The 25,611-nt window shown below is 63.9% G+C and carries 17 protein-coding genes and 2 pseudogenes; 6 read left to right on the forward strand and 13 right to left on the reverse strand.

Annotation, left to right across the window (positions count from 1 at the left end):
• Positions 1 to 38 precede the first annotated feature (38 nt).
• The 8 genes and pseudogenes from pelG to EPN59_RS15190 all read right to left on the reverse strand — a co-directional run.
• Positions 39 to 1,409, reverse strand: a complete 1,371-nt coding sequence (pelG, locus tag EPN59_RS15155) for an exopolysaccharide Pel transporter PelG (protein WP_293034610.1) — start codon at positions 1,407 to 1,409, stop codon at positions 39 to 41.
• Positions 1,409 to 3,103, reverse strand: coding sequence for a GT4 family glycosyltransferase PelF (gene pelF, locus EPN59_RS15160; RefSeq protein WP_293034611.1), 1,695 nt, complete (start codon positions 3,101 to 3,103; stop codon positions 1,409 to 1,411). The genes pelG and pelF overlap by 1 nt, the downstream gene beginning before the upstream one ends.
• Positions 3,100 to 4,110, reverse strand: coding sequence for a hypothetical protein (locus tag EPN59_RS15165; RefSeq protein ID WP_293046317.1), 1,011 nt, complete (start codon positions 4,108 to 4,110; stop codon positions 3,100 to 3,102). The genes pelF and EPN59_RS15165 overlap by 4 nt, the downstream gene beginning before the upstream one ends.
• Entirely contained in the window at positions 4,103 to 5,536 is a 1,434-nt protein-coding gene (locus EPN59_RS15170) for a PelD GGDEF domain-containing protein (protein ID WP_293046320.1), read from the reverse strand. Before EPN59_RS15170 ends, EPN59_RS15165 begins: the two co-directional genes overlap by 8 nt.
• 52 nt (positions 5,537 to 5,588) lie before the next feature.
• Entirely contained in the window at positions 5,589 to 6,134 is a 546-nt protein-coding gene (locus EPN59_RS15175; protein ID WP_293039014.1) for a penicillin-binding protein activator LpoB, read from the reverse strand.
• A gap of 117 nt (positions 6,135 to 6,251) precedes the next feature.
• Positions 6,252 to 10,205, reverse strand: coding sequence for a tetratricopeptide repeat protein (locus EPN59_RS15180; protein ID WP_293039012.1), 3,954 nt, complete (start codon positions 10,203 to 10,205; stop codon positions 6,252 to 6,254).
• The gene (locus tag EPN59_RS15185; protein WP_293039009.1) at positions 10,195 to 12,882 is read right to left on the reverse strand and encodes a sugar ABC transporter; all 2,688 of its coding nucleotides are present in this window, start codon (positions 12,880 to 12,882) and stop codon (positions 10,195 to 10,197) included. Before EPN59_RS15185 ends, EPN59_RS15180 begins: the two co-directional genes overlap by 11 nt.
• A 603-nt stretch (positions 12,883 to 13,485) precedes the next feature.
• Positions 13,486 to 13,590, reverse strand: a pseudogene (locus tag EPN59_RS15190) (LysR family transcriptional regulator); the annotation flags it as partial.
• 23 nt (positions 13,591 to 13,613) lie between these two features.
• Here EPN59_RS15190 and EPN59_RS15195 point away from each other — a divergent pair.
• Positions 13,614 to 13,901: a hypothetical protein gene (locus EPN59_RS15195; protein ID WP_293039006.1), complete on the forward strand. Its 288-nt coding sequence runs from the start codon at positions 13,614 to 13,616 to the stop codon at positions 13,899 to 13,901.
• Complete coding sequence (locus EPN59_RS15200; protein WP_293039003.1) at positions 13,879 to 14,079, forward strand: copper chaperone; 201 nt, start codon at positions 13,879 to 13,881, stop codon at positions 14,077 to 14,079. Before EPN59_RS15195 ends, EPN59_RS15200 begins: the two co-directional genes overlap by 23 nt.
• 125 nt (positions 14,080 to 14,204) lie before the next feature.
• Here the strand turns inward: EPN59_RS15200 and EPN59_RS15205 are convergent, their stop codons facing one another.
• Positions 14,205 to 14,396, reverse strand: a complete 192-nt coding sequence (locus EPN59_RS15205) for a hypothetical protein (RefSeq protein WP_293039000.1) — start codon at positions 14,394 to 14,396, stop codon at positions 14,205 to 14,207.
• 394 nt (positions 14,397 to 14,790) lie between these two features.
• Between EPN59_RS15205 and EPN59_RS15210 the strand changes: the two genes are divergently transcribed.
• The 3 genes and pseudogenes from EPN59_RS15210 (at position 14,791) to EPN59_RS15220 (ending at position 20,222) form a co-directional block, all read left to right on the forward strand.
• Positions 14,791 to 16,299 (forward strand): acetyl-CoA hydrolase/transferase family protein, encoded by a 1,509-nt coding sequence (locus EPN59_RS15210; protein ID WP_293038997.1) that lies wholly within the window; start codon positions 14,791 to 14,793, stop codon positions 16,297 to 16,299.
• 875 nt (positions 16,300 to 17,174) lie between these two features.
• Positions 17,175 to 17,528: pseudogene (locus EPN59_RS19735) on the forward strand (GAF domain-containing protein); the annotation flags it as partial.
• Positions 17,529 to 17,540: 12 nt separating this feature from the next.
• Positions 17,541 to 20,222, forward strand: coding sequence for a diguanylate cyclase (locus tag EPN59_RS15220; RefSeq protein ID WP_293046326.1), 2,682 nt, complete (start codon positions 17,541 to 17,543; stop codon positions 20,220 to 20,222).
• 129 nt (positions 20,223 to 20,351) lie between these two features.
• On the opposite strand, the gene EPN59_RS15225 is transcribed toward EPN59_RS15220, so the two are convergent.
• Positions 20,352 to 21,482: a branched-chain amino acid ABC transporter substrate-binding protein gene (locus EPN59_RS15225; protein ID WP_293038991.1), complete on the reverse strand. Its 1,131-nt coding sequence runs from the start codon at positions 21,480 to 21,482 to the stop codon at positions 20,352 to 20,354.
• 249 nt (positions 21,483 to 21,731) lie between these two features.
• On the opposite strand from EPN59_RS15225, the gene EPN59_RS15230 reads away from it, so the two are divergent.
• On the forward strand, positions 21,732 to 23,015 hold the full coding sequence (locus tag EPN59_RS15230; protein WP_293038988.1) for an L-serine ammonia-lyase, iron-sulfur-dependent, subunit alpha: 1,284 nt from the start codon (positions 21,732 to 21,734) through the stop codon (positions 23,013 to 23,015).
• Positions 23,016 to 23,185: 170 nt separating this feature from the next.
• Here EPN59_RS15230 and EPN59_RS15235 read toward each other — a convergent pair whose 3' ends face one another.
• The 3 genes from EPN59_RS15235 to EPN59_RS15245 form a co-directional block, all read right to left on the reverse strand.
• A complete protein-coding gene (locus EPN59_RS15235; protein ID WP_293038985.1) occupies positions 23,186 to 24,106 on the reverse strand; it encodes an SDR family NAD(P)-dependent oxidoreductase in 921 nt (306 codons plus the stop codon).
• The gene (locus EPN59_RS15240; protein ID WP_293046329.1) at positions 24,085 to 24,654 is read right to left on the reverse strand and encodes a TetR/AcrR family transcriptional regulator; all 570 of its coding nucleotides are present in this window, start codon (positions 24,652 to 24,654) and stop codon (positions 24,085 to 24,087) included. The genes EPN59_RS15235 and EPN59_RS15240 overlap by 22 nt, the downstream gene beginning before the upstream one ends.
• Before the next feature lie 170 nt (positions 24,655 to 24,824).
• The gene (locus EPN59_RS15245) at positions 24,825 to 24,974 is read right to left on the reverse strand and encodes a hypothetical protein (protein ID WP_293038979.1); all 150 of its coding nucleotides are present in this window, start codon (positions 24,972 to 24,974) and stop codon (positions 24,825 to 24,827) included.
• Between the last annotated feature and the right edge of the window lie 637 nt (positions 24,975 to 25,611).

Here is a 25,611-nt window from a genome sequence, read left to right on the forward strand (position 1 = left end):
GTATGCCGGCTTGAATGGTGTTTTCAGCTGCTGAACGTTCATTGGAGCATGTACGTTTCGTATTCGAGGATGGCGAACCTGGCGTCGAGCGCGCGTATGGCGAGGATCGTCGCGATCAGCAGCGCCGCCGCGAACCCGTAACCATACGCGGCCGGCCCGAGGCGGATCGACACCATCGTCAAGATCGCATTGAGCACGATGAAGAGGGTGGCGAGCCGCAGCACGTCGCGGCGCGTGTCGAGATAGAACATGACGTTGAAAAGGCCGAGCAACAGCACCTGCAGGCTCGCGGCGATGACGTCGACGAGCAGCAGCGGCAGGTACAGCGAAGAGATGTGCAGCGCGCCGAGCAGCAGCGCGCCGAACGCGAGCATCAACAGCACCACGACAATCTGGACCTTGACGATTTCGGCCAGACCGGTGCGCACGCTGCGCACCATCATGTCGCGCATCGCGTTGATGCGCTGCAGGGTGGCGCCGGTGCGCACCGCGTCGTAGAACGCGTCGTAGTAGCCCGCGAAGTCGGCTTCGATGCGCACGAGGAATGCCGCCATGGCCGGCATCACGCACACGTAAGCGAGAAACACGGGAATGTCGTAGATGACCGATGCGTGGAACCAGCCCACCACGCGCGTGCCCGTGACGTCCGAGAACCAGAAGACGAACTTGTCGATCCACACGCCGAGGTTGAACATCAGCCCGACCCAGGCGAGGCTCGGATAGAGGAGGCGTCGGTCGAACACTTCGAACGAGATGTAGCGCGTACCCGGATACTGGCGGTGCACGATCGTCGAAAGGCACAGGAACAGCAACGCGTGGCCCGCGACGAAACCGCCGAGCAGGCCGGTCAGCCCGTAATGGTTCAGCCCGAGCGCAAGACCGACCACGGCGCTGTAGCCGATCGCGAACGACCACAGCACCTGCCGGTATTGCTTGATGCTCGAAAGGAAAATCACGGCGATCCAGATATTGCTCGCAATCACGAAGCCCGCGATCATCAGCAGCCGGTAGGCGAGCGGTGTGGCGTCGAAGCCGAAGCTCATCGCGAGGATGCCGATCGTGCCCGACACGGCCGAGCAGACGAGCTGGATCGCACGGTAATTCGGCAGCACGAGGTCGTCGCGGTGCTCGTAGAGCCGGTCTGAGACGAAGCGCGTGAACGAGAGTTGCAGCGGCCCCGTCACGATCAGGCTGAACGCGATCATGTAGGTCACCGATACCTGAAACTGTGTGATGAGCACAGTCGGTATCACGACGGCAAAACTCAGCGTGCCGATGATCAGAATGCCGAAGCATGAAAGGATCATCGGCCCTGAGCTGATGAGGCCCGCATAGAGGTACGCGCGCGCGACGCCGGTCAGCGTATCGCGGGCCATCAGCTTGCGCAGTTCGAATCCGATACCGGCCATCAGCGACTCCGGGTGAAGAGCGCGCGCAGCGCGGCAAGCGTGCCGCCGCGCGTCGTTGCGTGTGCAAGGGTTTGCGTTTTTGCGTGGAACGGGCAGCCGCGCGCGGCATGAGCGGGCGGCGGCGACCCGGCGACCGCCGCAGGTCCGTCGTGCGCGCGCTCCGGTTGCGCGCTGGCGCGCGCGTAGATGGATTCGTAACGCTCGATCATCTGGCTGCGCCGGTAATAACGTTGCGCGCGCGCCATTCCGGCACGTTGTGCCGCAAGCCAGCGTGGTTCGTCGGTCAGCAGGTCGATTGCCGCGCTCGCGAGCCCGGCGGGATTGGCGATCTGCACGACCGCGCCGGCCGAGCCGAGCGCGCGGTCTTCCGGCTGCCCGCCTTCGATCAGCTCGCGGCATGCGCCGACGTCGGTCGTGATCGCCGGTATGCCCGCCGCGAAGCCTTCCAGCACCACGAGGGGCAGGGCTTCGCTGATCGAGCTGAGCGCGAGCACGTCGATCTCGGGCAGGACTTCGCTGATGCGCCTGAAGCCGAGGAACTTCAGGTTGCGCTCCAGCCCGAGGCTTTGCGCGAGCGCGTGGCATTCGTGCGCGTAGTCCGGATCTTCGTCCTCGGGGCCGACGATCCAGCCTTCGATGTCGGGCATCGTGCGCGCGGCGATAAAAATCGCGCGGATAAACGTCTTGATGTCCTTGATCGGCACGACCCGGCCAATCAGCGCGACCACGCGCCGCGTACGGGCCGTGCGTTGTTCGACGAGCGGCATCAGCGCATCGACGTCGATGCCGTTCGGGATCGTGCGGGTCAGCGCCGCACGCGCGCCATCGGCGATCTGGCGCTGGCGGTTGCCCTCGTACAGCGCGACGATCTCGTCGGCGGCGTCATAGGCAAGACGCCCCAGCGCTTCGAAAAAGCGCAGCCACAGGTCGCGGAAATAGCTCACGTCCGACATGTCGCGCTCGAACACGCCGCGGTTGTCGCGAATCCAGCGGCTTTGCAGCAGGTCGATCTTGCGTTCCTTCGTATAGATGCCGTGCTCGCTGACGACGAGCGGTCGCCCGGTGCGGTGATGCAGCAACGCGCCGAGATAGCCTGCATAGCCGGTCGATATCGTGTGGTAGACCTTGGCCTGCACGGTCTGGGCCGCCACGTTGGCAAGCTGCCAGAGCGGCTGGTGCATGTTGCGCACGGTCCAGAAGTAATCGGTAAACGACGGGTCGGTGCAGCGCTCGAGATACTCCTGCTCGATGTATTCCCACGATTCGCGGCTGTGCAGGAACTGGTCGGCGTCGAGTTTTCCGCCCTGCGCGAGCATCGAGATCAGTTCCACCATCATGGCGCTGATTTCCGGCTGCCGGTCGCGCTCGCGCAGCAGCTCATGGAACGTGGCGGAGAGTGCGAAGGCTTCGCGGTCGCCGCGCACCTTGCGGCGATGCCGCCTGGGTTCGACCGGCGCGGCGCCGTAGAGAAAGTGCTCTTCGAAGTGCACGACGTTCTCCGGCAGCGGGTAGGCGGGCTTCGGGTAGTCCTCCTTGCGTCCGCCGATAAAGACGATGCCGAACTTCCGCTGCGGATAGGCGCGGATCATGTCGTTGACCCAGCTCGATACGCCGCCGCGCACGTAGGGAAACGTGCCTTCGAGCAGCAGGCAGATATCGGTTTGCGCGGCGCGGCGCTGCAGCGAGGTGTTCATCGTGTCCAGTAATCGATCACGGGTTTGAGCGCCGGGGTGCTGGCGTGCCGCGCAAGTTCACCGACGATAGCGGCGGCTTCGGCGTGATGTCCTTGCCGGAAGGCTGCTTCGGCGAGCCACGGCAGCAGTCGATCGCGCGGAAAGTTGAGTTCGCGTGCGCGCTCGAGGAGCGGTGAAGCTTCGTCGGCGCGGTCGCGCGCGAGCGCGAGGCGCGCCAGCAGCAGGCAGAGCGCGGCGTCGCGCTCGCCGTTGGCGAGCGATTGCGCCGTGCGCGCGTGCTTTTCGGCTTCGGCGATGGCGTGGCGGTACACATCGCCTTGCGCGAGCCGCTGATAGACCAGTTCGAAATGCAGTTCGGCGAGCCGCCGGTGCAGTGCCTGCTGCTCCTCTTCGGTGCGCTCGTGTTCGAGCGCGTCGCGGCAGGCAAAGATCTGGTTCACGATCTCGTTCTCGGCCTGGTCGAGCATGCCGTACGCGAGCAGGCGCAGATCGTCGACCGGGTCGGCGAGCAGATTGCGCAGCAGCGCGCCGGTGGTCCGGGTCGGCAATTGCTGGATCGAGACGAGTGCGGCGAGGCGGTCGTCCGTCGCGCCATGCCGGTTCGTGAGACGCGCCTGCACGCGCGCGCCTGCGGCGTGCGAGACGCGCGAAACGAGGTGCGAGACGAACTCGGGCCGTCCCACGACGTCGAGCGCGCGCGACGGCCGCACGATCGCCAGCCATGCCCCGGCGTAGCTTGCGATCACTTCGAGCAGCCCGCCCACGCACGGCACGAAAAACGACACGGCCCAGAGATGGAGGAGCGCGCCGCGCCGTGGTTCGCGCTTCGCGGTGGGCAGCATGCGGCGGAACACGACGGCCTCGGCGGCGGCGGCCGGCGCCTGGAGCAGCAAAAAGTACGCGAGCGTGCCGATTCCGGCGGGCGGATGCAACGCGCCCCACACGGCCAGGCCTTGCAGCAGCGCGGCAACCGGCGTGGCGAGAAGGAGCACGACCGCGTTAAGCATGGCCCATCGCCCGTTGCAGCAGTTCGGCAAGATTCGTGTTCCCCGAATCGCCCGTCACGAACAACGTGTGCACGCCGATGTGCGCGCGCTCGAAATCGGTGTCGAACTGGTTGCGCAGGTTCGACTCGATGCGGTTGAGATAGCCGGAGACGCCGGTCGCATCGGCAATCGGCATCAAGTTCAGGAGCACGGAGCGTTGCGGCGTTTGCAGCGTCCAGGCGAGATCCGCCGAGCGTCCGCGGCGCAGGACGTGCTCGAACAGCGAGTCGCGCTCTTCGTCGCGCGGGAAGGCGAGGGCGACCACCGACGATGCGACGCCGCTGCGCCGGTGTAGTCGCACGAGACGGCCGTATTCGAGGCCGAAGTCGGTCGGACAGCCCGGCACGGCTTCGATGAGTTCGCGCGTTGCCCGGGCGTATTCGAGCCCGTCGCCGTAGTAGCCGAGCAGGACGAAGAGCAATTGCAGGTTGTCGTGATTGAGCGACAGGAACGGCATGCGCTGCACGACGAGCAGCGCGCGGGTCTCGCCGGTGGCCGAGATGAGCGGCGCGCAGGCGATATACCGGCTGTCGCGCACGGGACCGTCCGCCGACTTGAGATGGGCGAGCTGCCCGGTCGAAAGGGCGAGTGCGGGCAGCGGGTCGGCGGCGTCCAGATCGAAGGGCTCTCCGGCCGTTGCGAGGGGCGTGAGTCCGAGCTTGCCGTTGTGCACAGGGTAAAGCGCCGCGACCTCGATCTGGCAGGACCGTGCGATGAATTCGACGAGCCGCGCCGTGCCCGGCAACGATGCCCCGGCGGGCGCGGCGGACTCGCCCGTGGCCGCGTCGGCGGCGTTGCCCGCCGCGAGCTGGCGCAGTTCGTGGATCGAGTCGCGCAGCGTGGTCGGACGCGTGAGCAGGTCGCGTTCGAGCCGCTCGTGCGAGAGCCGCAGCAGGTAGTGATTGTCGGTGAGCGCCGTGAGCCGCTCGTTCAGATAGTCGTTGACCGCATTGGCGCGGTCGGCGCGCACGTTCCAGGTGTCGGCGAAGTGTCCGGTGAGGATCACGAGGACCCCGCCGCCGACAAAGAAGGGCGTAGGCCACGGCGTCCCGGCCGGGTACGAGACCACCCATGTCAGGGCGAACAACAGGGCTGACGTGAACCCGGGCGCGACGCCGTAGCGCAGCGCGACGAGCGTCGGAACGAGCCAGAGCCAGGGGAAGCCGCGGCCCAGCAGGAGCGGGTCGGCGCGATTGACGAGCCAGGAGAGCGCGAGCGGCACGATCGTGACGACTGCGGCCTCGACCCATGCGAAGCGCCGCCGCGCGACCGGCGCGAGCAGGCTGCGCAGCCGGCCGGGGTTGCCGTGGGAGCGCTCGTACAGGTGCCGCCGGCCGGCGGCTTTGCGCGCGGTCTTTTCGCCGGGGCTAACGGTCTGCGTGTCCATCTACGTCTCGCATTGAGCGGTATTGGGCGGTATGGGTCGGTATTGGGCGCGTTCAGCCATGCGCGCCGAGCGGCGCGAGCAGCTTGCCGACCAGGCTCTGCGCCGTACCGCCGAGCGCCGAGCGGCTCCAGCCGCTGCGCGAACCCGTTGCGCTCCAGACGACGCGCCCCGAGGGCACCTCGCGCAGTTCGAACGACAAGGCGACGACAGGTTCGCCATCCACGCCGACCTTGTAGCGCCACTCTTCCACGGCGCCGCTCAGGACGAATTTCGCGTGGTGCGCGCGGGCCCATTCGAGGCCCTGTTCGATGCCCGGCTGCGTGGTGGTGTCGAAGGCGACGCCGTTGTCGGCGGCGGGCATCGCCGCCACATTCGCGAAGCCGTGCTTGCGCAGCGTGTTCGCCGCGATGGCCTGGGCAGCGCGCCCGGCATCGGGCGTCTCCGTGAAATTCGCGAGCGGCAGCACGGCGACGCTGTCCGGCGCAGCGATTGCCGGTGCGGGCGTCGATTCTACGCTCGCACACGCGGCGAGGCCCAGCATGCATGCAGCGGCCAGCGCGTGCGCCCAGTTCCTGCGGATGCGTGCGATTGCATTCATGTGCGTTCTTCCTTTTCGATTCGTCAGTTGTCTATTGTCGGTTATCTGTCGGGTCATACCGGCGGCGTGTGCCATGCCGCTTCAAATCGCGCTTCAAATCGCGCTTCAAATCGCACTTCAATACAGCCAGCGATAGCGCGCGCCGAGCAGCGTGACGGCCGTTCCGTTCTGGGCGACTTGCTCACGCTGGAAATAGAGCGCGGCCTGGTCGCCGCCGAACACCGATCCCGCGATGCCGAGATTGGCGTCCACGCCCCATCCCTGGACGGTGTCGTGCACGATGCCGACGTCCATATACGGCCGCCACGCGTGCGTGTAGCGCTCGGCCAGATCGTTGCCGAAACCCGCGTAGAGGGCGAACTGCGTGTAGCTGTTCGGCATGAACGCCGTGACGCCGGGCCCGGCGTCGCCGAGCGGCACGAGCCGCGCAAGCAGGGCGTCCGGATGGCCGCTGTCCTTGTAGCCGCCGTGCGCGCCGACAAGGCGCAGCGTGTAGTCCGGGTAATCGGTGCGGATCTTGTAGTCGATTTCCGCCTGCTGGACGACGCCCGTGCCGACGAAGTTGCGCGCCTGGCTGTAGAAACGGTCGGCTTCGACGTTCGCGTTGAACGACCAGCGCGAATCGATCTGCCAGGCGAAACCGGCCGTTGCCAGATCCTTCATGCCGCCGATGAGAAGCGTCTGCACTTCGTCGGCTTGCGCGTTGCGCGCAATCGAGCCCGTGAGCGTAAGCGACGACGCCTTGCCCGTCGTTCCGTCGAGCCGGAACGTATAGAACGAGTCGAGTCCGTCGCGCCGCCCGAAGGCCGCATTCACGGTTGCATCGCGCGTTTGCCGGCGCAGATAGAACGCCGCCGCGCGGTCCACGCTTTCGACGTTGGTGAGCTGCGTCTCGTCGGTGCTGTGCTGGAAACGCTGGCGCGCGGTCAAGCCGATCAGGTAATGGTCGGTCAGCTTGAGGCTTGCCGCGAGGGTCTGCTGCACGTAGTCGAGCGGGTGCTCGACATAGCTTTCGACGGATGCGCCAATCGACTGATTCCAGAAGAGCGACGTGTCGACAAGGCGCGTGTGCAACTGGGTGTCGTCCGGCGCGCCGTCGAGACCGGCGAACGCGTGCGCTTGCGCGGCGCCCTCGCGGTCGGCGAGGCGCTCGCCGTCGATGCGCGAATAGAGCGACAGCGCCGCACCGTGCGTGTCGAGAATCCGGGTGACCTGCCGGGTGTCTTCTTCGGCCAGTGCGATCGTGAGCCGCTCGTTGCGGTCGGCGGCGAGATCGGCTGCATAGCGGCGCGCGAGCCAGCGCCTGGCCACCTCGTTGCGCTCGCCCGAGAGCGCCCACGCGACGGCGACGTCGCGCGCCACCGCGTGGCGCAGCCGCTGGTACTGCGCGTCGCGCTCGCTCGGCGTGGGCAGCGGCGCGACACCTTTCGCATTGCCGAGCAGGCTGGCCGCGGAGGGGTCGTCGGGCGCTTTCGCGCCGGGCGCCGAAAGGGCGTCGAGCAGCCGTGCGGCGGCGTCGCCGTTGGTGAATTCCTGCGCGAGCAGCGCGCGGCGCGCCTGGAGTTGCTGGCGCGCTTCCCATTCGTTGCGCGCTGGCGTCGTGAGGCTCTTCGCCGGCTTTCCTTCGCCTGGTTTCCCGGCGCCTGGATTCCCTGCGTCGCGCGTCTCGTGCAGCAGCGCGAGCCAGACGCGCCGCCGCACGGCCCACGCCTGCTCCGTGTGCCCGGCCATATCCTGCGCGTCGGCGTACGTGAGCAGCCACAGCGGATCGTTCTGGTTCGCGGCGGCCTGGCGGCGCAGATAGCGCAAGGCGGCTTCCGGACGGTTCAGTTGCATTTCCCCGGCGGCATAGGGGCCCCAGAGCGTTTCGTCTTCGAGCGAGCGGTCGCGCCAGCGCTCGAGCGCCGCGCGCACTTCATCCACGCTGCCCACATCCACCGCCATCCACAGGTACGCCGCGCGCGTATCGTTGCTCGTGCCCGGCATCGCCACTGCGCGGCGCAGGTCGGCGAGCGCCGCGCCGGTGTCGCTGAGCTGGCGCTCATATTCGGCGCGCGCGGCGAGAAATTCCGGGTTGCGCCCGGCTGCCGCGCGTTGCGCGGGTGTGAGCGAGGCGAGCAGCGCACCCGCTTCATCGAGTGCGTGCGCGGCGACGAAATACGTGAGCGCGTCGTGCAGCGCCTGGACGTCGCCCGTCGAGCGGAAGTTGCGCGTTGCCGTGCGCGCGGCATCGATCGGATACGGGTAGTAGAAAAAGGTCATCGCCGTGAAATCGTCGGCGGTGGTGCCGGGGCTCAGCAGCAGATGCCGGTAGGCGACGTTGGCATCCGCGTCGTCCTCCAGCAGCCGCGCGAGCTGGGCGTAGGTGCGCCAGTAGAGCGCGTCGGCGTCGCTCTCCGGCAGCGGCACGCGCTTGAGCGCGGCGAGTGCGCCCGCGTAGTCGCCGCGCTGGTACAGCAGGTTTGCGCTGCGCTCGGCGTACTCGGTGCTGCGCGGCACGGCCTGCTGCAGCGCCTCGTAGGTCGTGAGCGCCGTGTCGAAGTGGCCGCTGCGCTGCGACAGCCACGCGTAGCGGCGCTCGATGTCCTCCGTGCGTGCGCCGTGCGCGCGCGCTTTCAGGAAGGCGAGCCCGTCCTCGGGGCGGCCGAGCCGCTCGTACGCGGCGATCACGCCGTCGACCAGCGACAGGTTGGCGGGCTCGGCGTCCGACGCGTGCACGAGCGACTGCACGTAGGTTTCGTCGTCGTGCAGCATGGGCGCCATGCGCTGGACGTTGCGCCAGCCCTCGGGGTCGTCGGTTGCCTTGGCGTACGCGAGCCACGATTGCATTGCCGCCATCGGCTCGTTGTGCCATTCCTGGACCTGCGCGAGGCGCTTGCGCCATTCGGGCTCGCTGCCCGCGCGCTGGACTTGCTTCGCCGCGACGGTTTCGGCGTCGGCCAGATCGTTCGCTTCGAGAAAGGACTGATAGAGCGTGAGGGCGAGCTTGTCGTTCTGCCGCGGTTCATCGGCAGTTGCGGGTGCCGATGCCGTTATCCGCATGAGCCGTGGCCGTTGCGCGCTCGCGTAATCGATCTCGACGATGCCGCCCGCTGCGCGGTGCGCAGGCGCGGACACAAAGCGGTCGATGCCGGGCAGCCGCAGCCAGACTGAGTGCTGTGTTCCGGGGCTGGCGGACGCGATGTGCGCGGCGACGAGCCGGATCGCGCCAGCCTCGGGCGCACGTTGCACGACGAACGGCAAGAGTGCGCGCGCGTAGCGTTCGACGAGTTCCGGGCGATTGGCCGCGCGCGCGAGTTCGAGCATGACTTCGAGCGTGGCGCGGTCTTTGGCGAGTGCGCCGATGTGCGCGCCGCCCTGCGTCAGTGCGTCGTCGAGCAGACTGCCTGCCTGGAGTGCGCGCAGGGCGGCAATGAAGTCGCGGCGGGCTTCGTCCGTGGTCGACGCCATGTCTTGCGCGACGAAGTAAGCCGATGCCGCCTCGCGGTACGCACCCGTCGCGAGATCGTAGCGTGCCGCCTCGCGTTGCCAGTGCAGTTTGTGCGCGGGGTCGGCCGCGACGAGCCGTTCGTCGTAGCGCGCGGCGGTGGCCGGTGCGTTCACGGCGAGCGCCTGATTCGCAAGCCATTGCAGTTGGGCCGCGGTCCAGGCTTCCGGAACCATGGCCTTGAGCAGCGCCTGCGCATGGGCGATATCGATTTCGCGGCTGGATGAACGGGGCTCCGCCGCGAAGGCGCGCGTGAGGTCGCAGCGCAGCAGCAGGTCGTCGGCTTCGCGGCGTTCGTCGGGCGTGCCGAGCGCGGCGAGCCGCGTGGCGACCCGCTGGGCGTCGTCGAGCCGGCCAAATCCGAGGTACTGGGTGCCGAGCGCCTTCAGGTACGTCGGGTCCCTGGGCGCGCTGCGCAGCCACGCTTCCAGGTAGGCCGTATTCAGCGCGTTCGGCGTGGAGTCCGCGAGCACGCGCGAGCGCAGATGCGCCGCGTCGTAGGTGCCGGCGAACGCCGCCACGAGCGCGATCGTCGCGCCCGCGAGCATGGAGGTCGTGGCGATGCGGGGCCGGTCATTGGCCACAGTCGACCTCGACGGGCTGGTACGTTACCCGCACGCCGGGGACGGCCGGCGTGACGATGCGCAGCGTGTCGCCCTGACGTTGCGTGGCGAGCGCGCGGCCAGCGCGACTTGCGCGGCACTGTGCTGCGTGCGCGATGGCGACGAACGGCTGGTAGTAGCCGCCGAATTCGAAGCGCAGCCCGTGCGCGGTGCGCGTGAAGTTGCGCACGAAACCGTTGGCCTGAGCGATGTACGGGAGTGCGCCGTTCGGATCGGGCCGGACGAGCGAGAAACGCGCGCTGCCGCCGTCGATATGGATATAGGTGCCGTCCGGGCCCGGCGCGTAGCCGGTGACGCCTGTCGCATCGCTCATGCGCGGCACGTCGCTTGCGGCCCAGTGCAATTCGCGCACGTGACCGTTGCCGCGCACGAGCCAGGCATCGCCCTCGCGCGCGACCGCGAAGGTGTGCCAGTCGAGCACCTTGCGCTCGTAGTCGGCGATCTGCACGGGCAGCACCGGCTGCGCGAGCACGGTGCTGAAGATCGTGTCGAGTGCGCGCAGCGATGCGAGCTTCGTGCCGCTGTACATGTGGTAATAGACGTCGATCGGCTTGAAGCGCAGTGGCCGGTCGGTCATGTCGAAGGTTTGCAGCACCTGGGTGAAGCCGTAGAACGGGCCTTGCCAGTCGTTCGTGTAGACGTTTTCGTCCTGATTCGGCGCAAGCACCTGGTACGCGCCCGGACCCTTGTCGATGCTGATGGGCGCGATGTTCGTCCAGCTGTTGTTGTTGCGCGTGATGACCGTGTCGCCGCCGTTGATATTGAACACGCCCGCATCATACGTGCGCTTCACGGCAACCGCGGGCGGCATGCAGTCGCCGGACCATTGCAGCACGTCCACCTGCTTGCCGGGGGGCGCCAGGCGCGTGTTGATGTACTTGATCGAGCCGAAGATTTCGCGGTCGAGATTGAAGCGATAGCCCGGAATGTTCAGCGAGAACGCAGCGTCGGAGCCGCCGCGGTCGGTTTGCGTGCCGCTCTTGCTGTCGATTTCTTCCCAGATGAACGGGTGCGAGTACGTGTGTGTGCCGATCTCGACGTACGGCAGCGCGAACATCTTGCGCGCGATAGCTTCGAGACGCGGCGAAATCGCGGGATACAGGCCGTCGGGACCGACTTCGCCTTCGATGACCGATAGCGTCGCCGGGATCGGATAGCGGGTCCAGATGCGCTGATAAAGCGCCTCGCCCGAATAGTCCGGGCCGGGAAATTCGGCGCGCGAGGCAAAGCCGTCGCCGTCCACGTGGCTCATGAAAAGACGCCGCCCGTTTTCGGTCGTGACGCTCGGGCCCGGCAGCGCGGCAAGCCGCAACGCCGCCTTCAGGAAGTCGATTGGCTGGATGACCCAGCGCTCCTGATTGATGCCGTTCAGCGATATCTCGGTGTACTGGTTCAGGGCGAAACCGCCCCACGGCATCAGGCCCGCGGCATCCACGCGCGTACCGTTTGCGTCGATGGCGAGCAGCGAGCGGCCCGCGCCTGTCACGCGCACGTTGGGCAGATCGCGCGGATCGGGGGCCGGCATCGCTTCGAAGCCGATCATGGGGTCGCGCGCGACGATCGACAGCGGCCCCTTGAGCGGACCGCTCACAGAGACGAGTCCTGGTAGCACGCTCGAATCGCCCGCGGCGAAACCGAACTGGCCGAGGAAGGCGATCGGCACGTGCGCGCTGCCGACCTGCCGGAGCCAGCGTCGCCACGCCATCTGATTGTCGACGTCGCCGTGCTGGATCCACACCACCACGCCCGCATATTGGTCGGGCGTGACGTTCGCCGGCAGCGGGCCGGTGATGTCCACATACCGGGCTTCGTATCCGAGGTAGTTGAGCGGCGTGGCGAGCACGCGCACGCCCGGCGTGGAGTCGATCTGCTCGTCGGCTTCGCGGTCCTGCACGACCAGCACCTTGCGCGGCATCACCTCGATGCGGCCGATGCCGACGACGTCCTGCGCCGCAGCGCTCACGTAGGGATCGAGCCCTGCCGACAGCACTTGCTGTGCGGTGCGGCGGGCGCACGCGCGGTCGGTTGCCGGGCAGTATTCGAGCGAGACGACCGGAATGCCGGTCTCGTGCGTGAACGCCTGCGCCGCTTGTAGCGCACCCGGCGCAGCAACGGGTGGCGTGGGGGCCGGCGCTGCGTCGTCGGCCTGCGGCTCGCTGAAAAACGGGCCGGACAGCACGGCATAGATGTCGTTGGCGTGCGCGCGCGCCGTGTTCAGTGCGTCGTCGCCAGAGAGCACGATCGCGGCGTCGGGATACGCCGCGCGAATTGCGCCGATCGCATCGCGTGCTGTGGGCGTATCGAGCACGAAGCCGTGAAATCCGCGTTTCCAGAGCGGAGCAATGTCTTGCGCCATGAAACTGGCGACCGGTTCACCGGGCTGCGCCGTCGTGCGCGCGACGTAAATCGTATGTGCAAGCGGATGCAAGGCTGGATCAAACGTGCGTGCCGGATCGAGCACGACGGCGTCGAACGCCTGCAACAGATCCATCGGCGGATTGTCGGCGTCGAAAGTGGCGAGATTGACGTGGCGCGGCCCGGTCGTTGCGGCGGCATTCGTGATTGCCGCTTCGGCAGGCGTTGCACAGGCGACATGCGAATACGCACTGACCGCGATGCAGGCGGTCAGCGTGCGCATTAGTTTGGAACACCCCGTCGAATGTAGAGCCTCTCGCGTAGAGAGCGCCATCTTATGTGCAAGACTTGCCAACTTCCGTACCCGGATAAATTGAATCCTCGGAGATCAGATCGACACGCGCCGTTCAATCTGTGGTAGTGCGGATTTGTCACGAGACGCTGTGCGCCCGCAAGGTGATTGAATCCGTCTGCAGGAGGCGAAGTTACCACGAATTCCGCGTGAGTTTGAAGTGATTTAAAACCCTGGACGTTAATACGTTGTTCTAGTCAGACGTCGCCTGATCAATTAAATAAAGGGTGCCGTACCGCCAGAGCTGCTCGCGATTTCGCACGTTCCGACGATATTCGCTGGACTGGTTTTATGGCAAACGTTTTACCTTTGCAGGCGGGTCCAGTTTTGAAAATGGGTTACCGGATCACGCGGCGGATAAAAGGGGGCAATCCGGGAGTTGATTTACACGCGAAAATGGTGGCCGATGAATGGTTCTAATGCGCCGTGGTCCACGGAATTATCCATCGTGTATTCGTTCCGGGTATGCGATGCCCGGATGGAATGGCGCAATGAATGTCCACCTGCGTCGCCGCGTACCGTGAACGTCGTGTTGCGGCTGACCGTTGCCAGCGGCATGTCGAGGTTGCGCGCGGCCGCCGAAAGGCTGCCTGAATCGACGATCGCGACGAGGATGGACATGGCTTCGAGGCGATTCATGGAGCCTGCCAATTAGTGGAAGGATGAATTCCGATCCTCATGGATTCTCTTTGCGAATGCAAGCGCGTAATATCCAGACCTGCGTTTTGAACCTGACGCCGGAATCGCGGCAGTTCTTTGCTTCAGGTGCAGCGGCGGACATGGAGCCGGTCTGGAATGCTGCCGCACTGCGCTTGCCGACCGGTGTGCTGTCAACTAATCTTTCCTACGGGCGCCTGCTCGCTTCGCTGTGGCCGCGGGTGCGGGACAACGGCCTGATTCGCGCGTCTTTGAAGGGAGACGGGAAAAATGAAGTTCGCGATGAAAACTGAAATCGGTGCAGACGATCGTGCAACGATCGAGCATGCGATGAAGACTGTCGATGCCGACGCGAAGGTCGACCTCGACATTGCCGCACAGACGGTCAGTGTCGACTCGTGGCTGATGCCGGAGGAGTTTCTCATCGCGTTCTACGAGGAAGACTACGACGTCGCTATTGCCGAGTGGTAAGTTCCCCGAGACTGAAAGCGGTTTTGCGCCGGACAGAAGAAAGACCGAACCGACCGCGCTGCTGCAGGTGTCGCCACGCAGCCGTCGTCATGACGGGAGGCTGCGCGTGCGTGCCAGGCGTTCACCTACTGGTGACCCACGTGAGACTTGATCGCCCGCCATGTGGCCTGCCAGATCGGCCAGTGGACATGCTCTGAACCTGCCTGGGTGGCGCGCCAGGCGAGAACCGCCGCCGCGGCGATTGCCGCAATAAACACTGCGGGCGCGATTAGCGATCGCCATTCGTTTTTCATCGCTGTTTTCGGATCGGTTGCCATCGGGTGCTCTTGTTATACCGCGTCCGGCGGCTTTCTTGTGGCTTTCAAGGGTCTTCTCGTGGCTGCTGGGGAGCGGCGTGACACGCGGCGCGCACGCCTGAGACGGATAGCCAGTGGAATGCGCAAGCATAAAGTTGCGTGGAAGGCATTGTTCCCTGAATTGAATTCGGCAAGTTAACTGAAATCAAACTGCCAGCGAAAACAGTCCGTAAGATGTAGGGCGCTCGCGTCGGCGCGGCGGAGCGCCAGATTGCCCGGTGCCGAAGTCAGGGAATCCCGGAATCTGGGCAGGAGACGCGTAAAGTGATGGAAAGGGCGGGCGGCACAGCGAGGTGTCACCCGGCCCCTGACGTTTAGAAATGTGGCAGAAGCCATGGAACGGCAAGGAGTGGAAATGGAATCGCGAATTCAGAATAACTCGTTCATATCGAAGGTGATGCCAGCCAGCGAGGCCGCTGCGCTGATTCAACCGGGCATGACGGTGGGTATGAGCGGGTTTACCGGCGCAGGCTATCCGAAGGCCGTACCGCTCGAACTCGCTCGGGTGATCGAGGAGGCTCACGCGCGGGGAGAGCGCTTTGCAATTCGCGTGCTTACAGGCGCATCGACTGCGCCGGAACTTGATGGGGCGCTCGCCAAAGTCGGTGGAATCGATTTTCGTCTGCCGTATCAGAGCGATCCGGAACTGCGCGCCCGCATCAATCGCGGCGAAATCGAGTACATGGACATCCACCTCGGTCAGGTGGCGCAGTATGCGTGGTTCGGCTTTCTCGGCGAAATCGACCTGGCGGTGGTCGAGGTTGCCGGCATCCTGCCCGATGGCCGTATGATTCCTTCAACCTCGGTGGGCAACAACAAGACGTGGCTCGATCTGGCGAAGAAGGTGATCATCGAGGTGAACTCGAATCAGCCGGCTGGACTCGACGGCATGCACGACATTTATTACGGCACGGCGCTGCCGCCCGACCGCAAGCCGATTCCGCTCGTCACGCCCGGCGACCGCATCGGCGAGCCGTATCTGCGCGTCGATCCCGCGAAGGTGGTGGCGGTCGTCGAGACTCACGCGCTGGACCGTCTCGGCCGCTTCGCCCCGGCCGACGATACCAGCGCGCGCATTGCCGGACATCTCGTCGAATTTTTCCGGCACGAGATTTCGCGCGGACGACTGCGGCCGGAGCTGCTGCCGCTGCAGTCGGGCGTGGGCAATATCGCCAACGCAGTGCTCACCGGCCTGCGCGACGGCGGTTTTGAAGGCCTCACCGCATTCACCGAAGTGATTCAGGACGGCATGCTGGACCTGATCCGCACGGACACGATGCGCGTCGCGTCGGCCACTGCACTCTCGTTGAGCCCCGAGGGCGTCGAAGAATTCCAGCGCAATATCGACCACTATCGCAGCCGTATCGTCCTGCGTCCGCAGGAAATGTCGAACCACGCCGAACTGGTGCGGCGTCTGGGTTGCATCGCCATCAACGGCATGGTGGAGGCGGATATCTACGGCAACGTCAATTCCACGCACGTCGCGGGCACGGCGATCATCAACGGTATTGGCGGGTCGGGCGATTTTGCGCGCAATGGCTTCATGTCGTGCTTCGTGACGCCGAGTACCGCGAAAAACGGCGCGATTTCGTGCATCGTGCCGATGGCAAGCCACGTGGACCACACGGAACATGACGTGACGGTGATCGTGACCGAGCAGGGCCTTGCCGACCTGCGCGGGCTCTCGCCCAAGCAGCGCGCCAAGGCGGTCATCTCCCAATGCGCGCATCCCGACTATCGTCCGCTTCTCGAAGACTACTTCGAGCGCGCCAGCCGCGACAGCGCCGGCAAGCATACGCCGCATCTGCTCGGCGAGGCGCTGTCCTGGCATCAGCACTATATGGCGAACGGCCGCATGCGATAACCATGTGCGCCCCGATGGGCGCACACGTGCGGCGCTCACGCGACGGCGGGCTCGATGGTTGGCGCCCGCTTCGTCGTACACTTCGCCGCACACTTCGTCGCCCGCCGTTCGATGCATGAGACTGCAACGCTTCTTCCTCGTAGCGACGGAATCGTCGCTACGAGGGGGATCGCCAAACGGTGGCGTTTGGCGATCCACGTCCTGATAATTAATCAGGATATCTATTAGTTATGAAAACAATAGCGCTGCCAGATTCTGCCCAAAAAATGCAATGGCTGCGCATTGGAATTGTCAACGTTTTATCTGGTTTGCAGATCATTTCGTGACGTAACGCAAAACACGCTCTATTTTCTCCGAACACTTCACGGAGAGGCTTCGTTAACCGAACGGGTGAAGCGTTTCCCTGTATAACTACGTGCATACGCAACCAGCGTGTGCGTGCATGCATTTGCCGAAATGACAATTCAGAGGAGAACGGCGAAGCGCCATTGACGGGAAAGAAGTCTCACACCGGGATATCACCCCAGGGTATCGCCCCAGGCTGGCTGGCGGGGCAGGCAAAAATTGGCATGGACAGATCGATTCAACTGTCATGCGCGCCGGACGGCATCCGGCTGCGCATCAAAAAGGGCCGCGTGCGCCCGGACGCTCTGGAGGCGAATGATCATGACCGAAGGACAGCAGGTCAATAAAACTTTGGCACGAACCGGCGCATGGCGTATCCGTGCGTCGATATCGTTACCGATTCCCCGTGGACACGGGGAAAGTTCGTCCGGCAACAGGCAGGGGCTTGAGGTGAAATGGAATTGAACCTGCTGGCGTTGCAGGACGTCATGTTGTCCGCCATGACGGGCAATCCGCCTTTGGGCGAAACGATGTACGTGCTGTGCAGCGAAGTTCAGCGTATTGCGCCCGATGTCGTCGTAGCGGCGGTCAGGCTCGATAGCGACAGACGCATGCGCCCGATCCCGTCCCCGAGTCTGCCGCCCAGCTACGACGCGGCGCTCGACGGCATGCTGGCCGGACCCGAAACCGGAACCTGCGGCCCCGCCATGACGTCGGGCGAGGCAGTGCTCACGCGCGATATTCGCGAGGACCCGAACTGGCGCATGCTCGCGCATCTGGTCGAGCCGCTGGGTCTGCGCGCGTGCTGGTCGCATCCGGTCAAAGATCAAAGCGGCCGGGTACTGGGCAGTCTCGCGTTCTATTTCAGGCAGCCAGGCGAGCCGGGCGACGCTCACGTGAAGCTCGTCGAGGCGTGCCTTCGGCTGTGCTCGCTGGCCTTCGAGCTTGAGGACACACGCAGCAGCCTGCAGCGGCTCGCGTATTTCGACGCACTGACCGGATTGCCGAATCGCGGCATGCTCGAACGGGAGGCCGGGCGCATCCTCGCGCAGACGCGCCGGGCGGGTGCGAGCGTGGGTGTGCTGATGATCGATGTCGATCACTTCAAGCGCTACAACGATACCCACGGACATCTGGCCGGCGACAAGGCGCTGCGCCTGATCGCCAACTGCATTGCGGGTGGCGTGCCGCATCCCGGAGATATTGCGGGCCGCTACGGTGGAGAGGAGTTTTGCGTGGTGCTTCAGGACGCCGATCCACGCGAATCGATCGCGGTTGCGGAGTCGATCCGGCTGACGATCGAGGAGGAGCTGCACGCGAAAGCCCCCGGCGTGAAGACCATGCTGACCGTCAGCATCGGCGTATCGAATTCGGACGAACATGCCGAAGATTCATTCGAGGACCTGATCGAACGGGCGGACCGCTGCCTGTATGAAGCCAAACGTACGGGGCGAAACAGGGTGGTCGGGCCGCGGCTCCGGTCGGAGGACGATCCGCAAGGCCAGTCCGGCGCGACGGGCATCCACGATAGCCGGGAGATGCCGGGCGCGATCGAACTGGATGAGATTGCGTATCTGTATGGCGAAGATCTGGCGCCCGCGATGGCGGCGCTCACGGAGGTTCTTCAACCTGACGCCGAGAGCCTTATCGACGAGTTCTACGCGCAGCTCAGTGACTTGAAGGGCGTGGGCAAGCTGATTCGGAGTCTTGCGCAAACGGAGCTGGTTCATCTGAAACGGCGTCAAACGGGGCACCTGATGCTGTCGGCATCTGCCGGCTTGACCGCCGGCAAGCATCGCGCCAGCAGCATGCGGGCGGGACGTATCCATACGCTCTTCGGCATGAATGCCCGGGATCTCGCGCACAGCCAGGAACTGCTGCAAGCCGTGGTGAGCCGCCGTGTCGATGCAAACACGCATCACGTCGCGCTGGCCGTACTGTCCCGGCGGCTGAGCCGCTGTCTGACCTGGAAGATAGAAGCGTCGCGGCTGGTGTGGGACAACTCGCGCGAGGTGTTGCTGCGCACGACCGAACTGGCGTGGAGCGCCACCAGCCACACCGATCTGATCGACAAGGCCGCGACCATCCTCGGTGCGCTCGATGGCAGCGTCGGCTGTTCGTTTGGCCGTCCGGGCATCGAGGGCATTTTCCGTTTCGAATCCGTTTCCGGCGACCGGCTGAAGGCGTATTTCGCCGACATCGAGGCCACGGATTCCACCGTGGTCATGAAAGGGGCCGGGCCGCAGGGCCAGGGGCCGACCGGGCGAGCGTGGCTCGGCGGACAGGTCGAGCGCTGCATCAATTTCGAAACCGATCAGAGGATGGGGCTGTGGCGCGAAATCGCGCGGCGACACGGCATTCGCTCCAGCGTGGCGATTCCGCTGTGCCCGCCCGATCGCACGCCGAGCACGGTGCTGTCGTTGTACAGCGAGTTGCCCGGGGGCTATTCGTCGGCTGAGCAGGCCTCGTTTATCCGCCAGTTGCAGGCGGTGATGACGTTTGCCATTGCGCGCGTCGAGAGCGGCTCGCGAACCTCCCACGCACTGCCGTGGTCGACGCGGCAGCGCTGGGCCGGTCTCATCGGGACATCCGCGCTCGAAATGCACTATCAACCGATCCGGGATCTGCGTTCGGGGCGCGTGGATCGTGCCGAAGCGCTGGTCCGCCTGCGTGACGGCGACGATACGCTGTCGCCCGGCAAGTTCTTTCCGTGCGTGTCGCGTGAAGACTTCGTCGTGGTCTATACGCAGGGGCTGCATCAGGTATTGAGTCAGCAGAATCGCTGGCTGCGCGAAGGGCTCGACATCCTGGTTTCGGCCAACCTGCCGGCCGAGGCGCTGTACGATCCGCGCTATTACGACATTACCCGTGAGGCATTGCGCCGATACGGCAGCCGGCCGCAGCGGCTGATGCTCGAAGTGCTGGAAACTTCCGGCACGGGCACGACCGATTGCGAACGCTACGGTCTGGAAAAATTCAGATCGCTCGGCATCAAGCTTGCCGAGGACGACCTGGGTGCCGGGCACAGCAGCCTGGATCGTCTGCGCGCATTGCCGTTCGATGTCATCAAACTCGATCGCAGTCTGATTCAGGGTGTCGAACGCACCCCCATCGATGTGCTGAGTTCAATCTACCAGTTGACCAATCTGTGTCATGCGCTCGGCAAGTCCGTTGTCGTGGAAGGTGTCGAGAGCGTTGATCTGATCGATGCGGTCGCGTTGCTCGGTGCCGATGCGGTTCAGGGTTACGCCGTTGCGCGGCCGATGCCGGCTGCCCGTTTTACCGACTGGATACGGCTGCATGGCGCGGCTTACCAGATACCCGACCGGATGTATCCCAGGGGGTACCTCGCGAAGCTTGCGAAGCTGCTGATCTGGGAGTCTCACGTGCAGTTGCTGTTCGGATCGGCTCAGTCCCGCGTACTCGAATTTTCCGATGGGCACACACCGGTTTTGCCGTTCAGAATGATTGATCCTGAATTGCAGACCTCGCTTCTGGGGGCTGCGATGAATCACGGTATTGCGGGCGCGCAATATCATGCCGCTCGCGAGAAACTGATTGCTGTGTTGAGCCGATGAGCATGAACAACCTGCGGCGAGCAACGCGCAGAAAGACGCGTGCATGCTGACCCATCCAAAGCCGCATGCGCGAAAGCGCATGCGGCTTGATTTTGCGGCCTGATTTAGCCAGCTGAACCGGGATTCGATTTACATCGAAACCTTGTTGATGAACTGGCGCTTGCCATCCTTATAGCCGTAGATCGAGATGATGCCCTTCTTCAGGTCGCCCTTGGCATCGAACGTCGTCTCGCCAATCACGCCCTTGTAGTCGGTCGTCGGCATGGCGGCGAGGATCTTCGCCGGTTCGACCGAGTTCGCGCGCTTCATTGCGTCGGCGATGATATAGACGGCATCGTACGTGTACGGCGAATACAGCACGACGTCCTGGCCGTAGCGCTGCTTGTACTTCGACGCGAACGTTGCGCCGCCAGCCATCTGGTCGAGGCCGATGCCGGCAACCGAGCAGATGATGTTGTCGGCGGCCGCGCCGGCCAGATCGGCGATGTTTGCCGTGCACACGCCGTCGCCCGAGAGAATCTTCGCGCGCAGACCGAGCTGCTTCGCCTGCTTGGCGAACGGGCCGCCCGTGGCGTCCATCGAGCCGATCATGATTGCGTCGGGGTTTTCGCCCTTGATCTTCGTCAGAATGGCGCGGAAATCGACGGCCTTGTCGTTCGTCGCGTCATGCGACAGGACGGTCAGGCCCGCGGCTTTCGCGGCCACTTCGAACTGCTGCGCAAGGCCTTGACCGTAGGCGGTCGAGTCGTCGACGATCGCGACCTTCTTCACGCCCATCGCCTTCGCGGCGTAATTCGCCAGCGCCGGACCTTGCTGCGCGTCGGTTGCGACAACGCGGTACGTCGTCTTGAAGCCTTGTTGCGTGTACTTCGGATTCGTCGCCGACGGCGAGATCTGGACGATACCGGCATCGCTGTAGATCTGCGAAGCGGGAATCGACGTGCCCGACGTTTCGTGGCCTACGATGGCAACGACCTTGTCGTCCACCAGCTTCTGCGCAACCTGCGTCGCCTGACGCGGATCGCCTGCGTCGTCTTGCGGGTCGAGCTGGAGCGTGACTTTCTGGCCGCCGATCACGAGGCCCTTCTTGTTGATCTCCTCGATTGCGAGGCGAGCGCCGTTTTCGTTGTCCTTGCCTTGGTGGGCCGAGCCACCCGTGAGCGGTGCGACGTGACCGATCTTGACGATCGTGTCGGCCGATGCGGTATTGCACAGTGCGAAAGAAAGCGCGGTGGCGGCGGCCAGGCTGGTAAGAGGCAACTTGTACACTTCGTGAGTCCCTTATATTGGTTTAGGTGCGCAATGATACTACCGATACTACTTGGGGCCGTGACGGCTGAATGACGGCGCCCGTACGCGCAGTATCGGGACAGCGCCGGAAGTATGGGGGTAAACGGGCAGAAATAATTTCTATTATTCCGGCTGCGCGAGGAGGAATTTAGAATAAATATCCTCGGTGAAGAACATATAATTTTGCGCCCAGGGAATAGAAGAAGCAGAAGCACGATCATGGACGCACAAGTACTGATTCAGTGGTTGAAACGAGAGGTGTCGCCGGCGCTGGGATGCACGGAGCCGGTCGCAATTGCATTTGCAGCAGCGGTCGCCGCGCAGCACCTGGGTGAACCTGTCGTGGGGATTACGGGCACGGTGTCCGAGAATCTGTACAAGAACGCGATGGGGGTCACCATCCCGGGCACAGGTTCGAGCGGCGTGGCGCTTGCGGCAGCCATCGGCTCGATCGCAGGCGACCCGAATGCGGGGCTGGAAGTTTTCCGCAATGTCATGCTTCAGCATGTCGCTCAGGCCAATCTGATGGTGAGCGACGGCCAGATCACCATCGAGCAAAAAGCAACCCACGAATTTCTCCACGTCGATCTCACGCTGAAAGGCGAGAACAGGCAGTGCAGGGTGATCGTGAATGGCGGGCACACCAACGTCACGTACCTGGCGGTCGATGATCATGTCCGGATCGATCGTCCCGCGCGCTCGACAGGACGCGCCGACGATGCACTTCCGGCGTTCACCCTTCGCGATGCTTTTGAGTTCGCCGGGTCGGTCGACTTCGACGACATCGCTTTCATTCTTGAAGCGGCGAAAATGAACAGTGCGCTCTCTGCTGAAGGGCGACGGGTGCGCTATGGCCTCAACGTAGGCGGAACACTGCGGGATGCCATCTCGCAGGGGCTCATGCAGAACGATCTGCTCAACAGGATCGTGATCGATGCGACCAGTGCGTCGGATGCACGCATGGGCGGCGCGACGCTGCCTGCGATGACGAATTTTGGCTCCGGCAATCAGGGCATTACGGCAACGATGCCTGTCGTCACTGTTGCGGAGCATCTTCAAGCCGATGACGAGACGTTGGCGCGCGCACTTGCGCTCTCGCATCTGGTTGCGATCTCCATTCATGCCCGCTATACGCGCCTGTCGGCACTGTGCGCCGTGACGACCGCGGCCATGGGCGCTGCGGCGGGAATGAGCTGGCTGTTCTCAAAGGATTTCGGCGTGCTGGAATGCGCGGTGTCCAATATGGTTGGCGACATCAGCGGGATCATTTGCGACGGTGCGTCCAATACCTGCGCGATGAAGGTTTCGACGTCCGTCAACAGCGCCTTCCGTTCCGTCTTGCTGGCCGGGCAGAATATTCGCGCGAGTTCGGCGGACGGGATTGTGTGCGAGGACGTTGAGGACACAATCGATAACCTGTGCAGCCTGGTGACGCAGCCGATGAAACATACCGATCAGGCCATCATCCGGATCATGTCGGATAAGTCGTTGCGCGTGTCCTGAACCGGATTCGTGGATGCAACATTCCGCACGCGCGGATTACGCGTGCGAAATGGAAGGGCGCGTAATGAATGCGCCACTTCGGAACGTGCTACTTCGGAACGTGCCACTTCGTTGCGGCCGCAAATTCAGATGTCGGTTGAACGCAGCGGCACGTGGCGCCGCCGCCATGCTCACTGGACGGTGAATCCTTGCTTGCCCGCGAACATCACTGAACTGGCGAGATCCTTTTGGGCCTGCAGTTCGGCGAGGCTGCGCGTATAGCTCGCTTCGAGCAACGCGTAGGCGTCTCCGCCGAGAACGGTACGCAGCGGCGGCTCCTGCATCTGACTGACCGTGTAAATGACGCCGGCCATTTTCATGGGATCGCCGGAAGCATATTCATCGCCGACTTCCTTGATCTGCCGGCGCAGTTTGCCGACGACACCTTCTTTGTAGGCGTCGATTTCCCTGGCCCAGCGAATATTGGCCACGAAGTCCGTTTTGATGGAGCCCGGCTCGACGATGATGGTCTTGATGCCGAATCCGGCGATTTCCTGGCTCACGGCTTCGGCAAAACCTTCGAGGCCGAATTTTGCAGCGTGATACATCGAGCCGCTCGGAAAGCCCGCACGTCCGCCGATGCTGGTGACATGAATGAACGTGCCTTGTTTTCTCGCGCGCATTGCGCCGAGGAAAGCACGCGTGACATGGATGGGTCCGAGCAGATTCAGCGCGATCTGGTGCTGGATGTCCGCTTCGCTCAATTCCTCCATCGCGCCGATGACGGCGCCGCCCGCGTTGTTGACGACCACATCGATATCGGAATGGCGTGCCGCGACGGCCAGCACCTGCTCGGGGCGGGTCACGTCGAGCGACTCCACTTCGAGCCGATCCGGCCAGGCTTGCTTCAGCGACTGCAACGCTTCGACGCGGCGCACGGCTGCGACCACATGGTGACCCTCGGCCAGCACTTTCTGCGTAAGCGCAAGCCCGAGACCGCCGGACGCGCCAGTAATAAACCATTTCTGAGCGGACATAATAATTTCTCCTTTACGGTGAGCGCGTACGCACTCAATTAACAGACAAAATTTTATGGCGTGATTGCCCGCCATGCAGCGTGAAATCCCAACTGTCGGTAACGTTCGGCATCGGCAGGTTGCCTGTCGACGTAGTCGATCGTGGTATCGGCAATGTGCTCGATAATCGAATAAAGAAACGTAATCGGTGCGTTCACCAGAATGCCGCTTTGCACGGCATCCTCGATCATCTCCGACACCGGCTGGAACGGCTCCATGCCTTGTGCCCGGGTTCCATCCAGCAACTGCACCGAAGCTGAGAGCCTTGAGACGGCGAGTCGCGCCGCCGTATTGGTCAGACCCCAGCCCACATAACGCTGAAAGACATGCTCCAACCGATGCCGGTAGTCGGCCTGATGCGGATAGTCGGGCATCACGGTTTCGGCCAGTTCGTGCTTGAGGTGCAGATACAGTTCCTGGAACAGCAGTTCTTTGTTCTCGAAGTAGGTGAACAGCGTTCCTTCGGCGACTCCGGCACGCCGGGCAATGTTCGCCGTGGTGGCCAGTACGCCCTGTTCGGCGACGGCATGCGTCGCCGAAAGCAATAAGGCATTGCGTTTTTCCGGGCTGAGGGGGCGGGCCATCGCGTCCTGAATCGATATAGAGTGAGTAAGCGCTCAATTATAGTCGCGAGCCAGGCGATGTCAACCATCCGGTTTTTCAGGGGGCGGGCTGCGGCATTGCTCCATGAACCGAAGGGAAGTTGCAGGTTGCGCAGCCCGGGCGGCGGGCTGCGCAAGATGGCGTGCGGTGTTCAGTAACCGCCGCTGGAAGAACTGCCTGACGTGCTCGAAGCGCTGTCGCTGCCGCTTTTCATATCGCTGCTCGCGGCCGATGCGGATCCGGTGACCGCGGCGATGACCAGACAGACGAGACATGCAAGAACAACCCGAAACGGCTTCATGGTGATCTCCTGTTGGGGAAACGCGCAGACAGTCCCGTGAAGGGATGTCTGGCGAGATTGACCGCACAACCACCGACGATGCCGAACCGCCGGTGCATTGCGGACGCATCGCGCGCCTCATCGCGAACGCCGGCGTCGACATAGTCCTAAACGCCGCGCACCGATGCCTTATTCCAGGTGCGCAACAACCGTGCCGGTTTTGCTGAAAGTAAAGGCAACGCTGGAAATGCCGATATGTCGTGGAAAGACGCGCGTTAGAAGCACGGCGGATGGATCGGATCATCCAGATTACGCCAGAGGTTGTTTTTGCAACGGATGTGCCGAGGCCGGAATGGGCAGGAGAACTTCAATCTTCCGCCAAACCAAACCAAACGATACGCGGACGCCGACACAAAAATCCGACAGGCCTGGTTGCCTCAATCCCTGCCCTAATCTCCGCCTGAATCGCAGGATAAAGAATAGTCGCCTATACGCTCATAGGAGCGTGTGGTACGCTTCGCGACTATTGCGGCGGTCGTCCAGCCGGGATGTACCGGACACCAGTCCGCCGCGATGCCTCAATTGGCAAACTAATCGTGCCGCCAACGGCGGCAACGAAGAGCATGTTCCGGTGATTTATCCACGTGACTGCAAATAC

Source organism: Paraburkholderia sp. (assembly GCF_004298475.1).
Lineage (GTDB): Bacteria > Pseudomonadota > Gammaproteobacteria > Burkholderiales > Burkholderiaceae > Paraburkholderia > Paraburkholderia denitrificans.

What these genes read in the sequence shown, in the direction of transcription:
- EPN59_RS15195 (WP_293039006.1), top strand. Translation starts at nt 13,614, where the DNA reads ATGAATTCCGATCCTCATGGATTCTCTTTGCGAATGCAAGCGCGTAAT.
- EPN59_RS15175 (WP_293039014.1), bottom strand. Translation starts at nt 6,134, where the DNA reads ATGAATGCAATCGCACGCATCCGCAGGAACTGGGCGCACGCGCTGGCC.
- EPN59_RS15240 (WP_293046329.1), bottom strand. Translation starts at nt 24,654, where the DNA reads ATGGCCCGCCCCCTCAGCCCGGAAAAACGCAATGCCTTATTGCTTTCG.
- EPN59_RS15200 (WP_293039003.1), top strand. Translation starts at nt 13,879, where the DNA reads ATGAAGTTCGCGATGAAAACTGAAATCGGTGCAGACGATCGTGCAACG.
- EPN59_RS15165 (WP_293046317.1), bottom strand. Translation starts at nt 4,110, where the DNA reads ATGCTTAACGCGGTCGTGCTCCTTCTCGCCACGCCGGTTGCCGCGCTG.
- EPN59_RS15230 (WP_293038988.1), top strand. Translation starts at nt 21,732, where the DNA reads ATGGACGCACAAGTACTGATTCAGTGGTTGAAACGAGAGGTGTCGCCG.
- EPN59_RS15185 (WP_293039009.1), bottom strand. Translation starts at nt 12,882, where the DNA reads ATGCGCACGCTGACCGCCTGCATCGCGGTCAGTGCGTATTCGCATGTC.
- EPN59_RS15210 (WP_293038997.1), top strand. Translation starts at nt 14,791, where the DNA reads ATGGAATCGCGAATTCAGAATAACTCGTTCATATCGAAGGTGATGCCA.
- EPN59_RS15235 (WP_293038985.1), bottom strand. Translation starts at nt 24,106, where the DNA reads ATGGCGGGCAATCACGCCATAAAATTTTGTCTGTTAATTGAGTGCGTA.
- pelG (WP_293034610.1), bottom strand. Translation starts at nt 1,409, where the DNA reads ATGGCCGGTATCGGATTCGAACTGCGCAAGCTGATGGCCCGCGATACG.
- EPN59_RS15205 (WP_293039000.1), bottom strand. Translation starts at nt 14,396, where the DNA reads ATGGCAACCGATCCGAAAACAGCGATGAAAAACGAATGGCGATCGCTA.
- EPN59_RS15245 (WP_293038979.1), bottom strand. Translation starts at nt 24,974, where the DNA reads ATGAAGCCGTTTCGGGTTGTTCTTGCATGTCTCGTCTGTCTGGTCATC.
- pelF (WP_293034611.1), bottom strand. Translation starts at nt 3,103, where the DNA reads ATGAACACCTCGCTGCAGCGCCGCGCCGCGCAAACCGATATCTGCCTG.
- EPN59_RS15170 (WP_293046320.1), bottom strand. Translation starts at nt 5,536, where the DNA reads ATGGACACGCAGACCGTTAGCCCCGGCGAAAAGACCGCGCGCAAAGCC.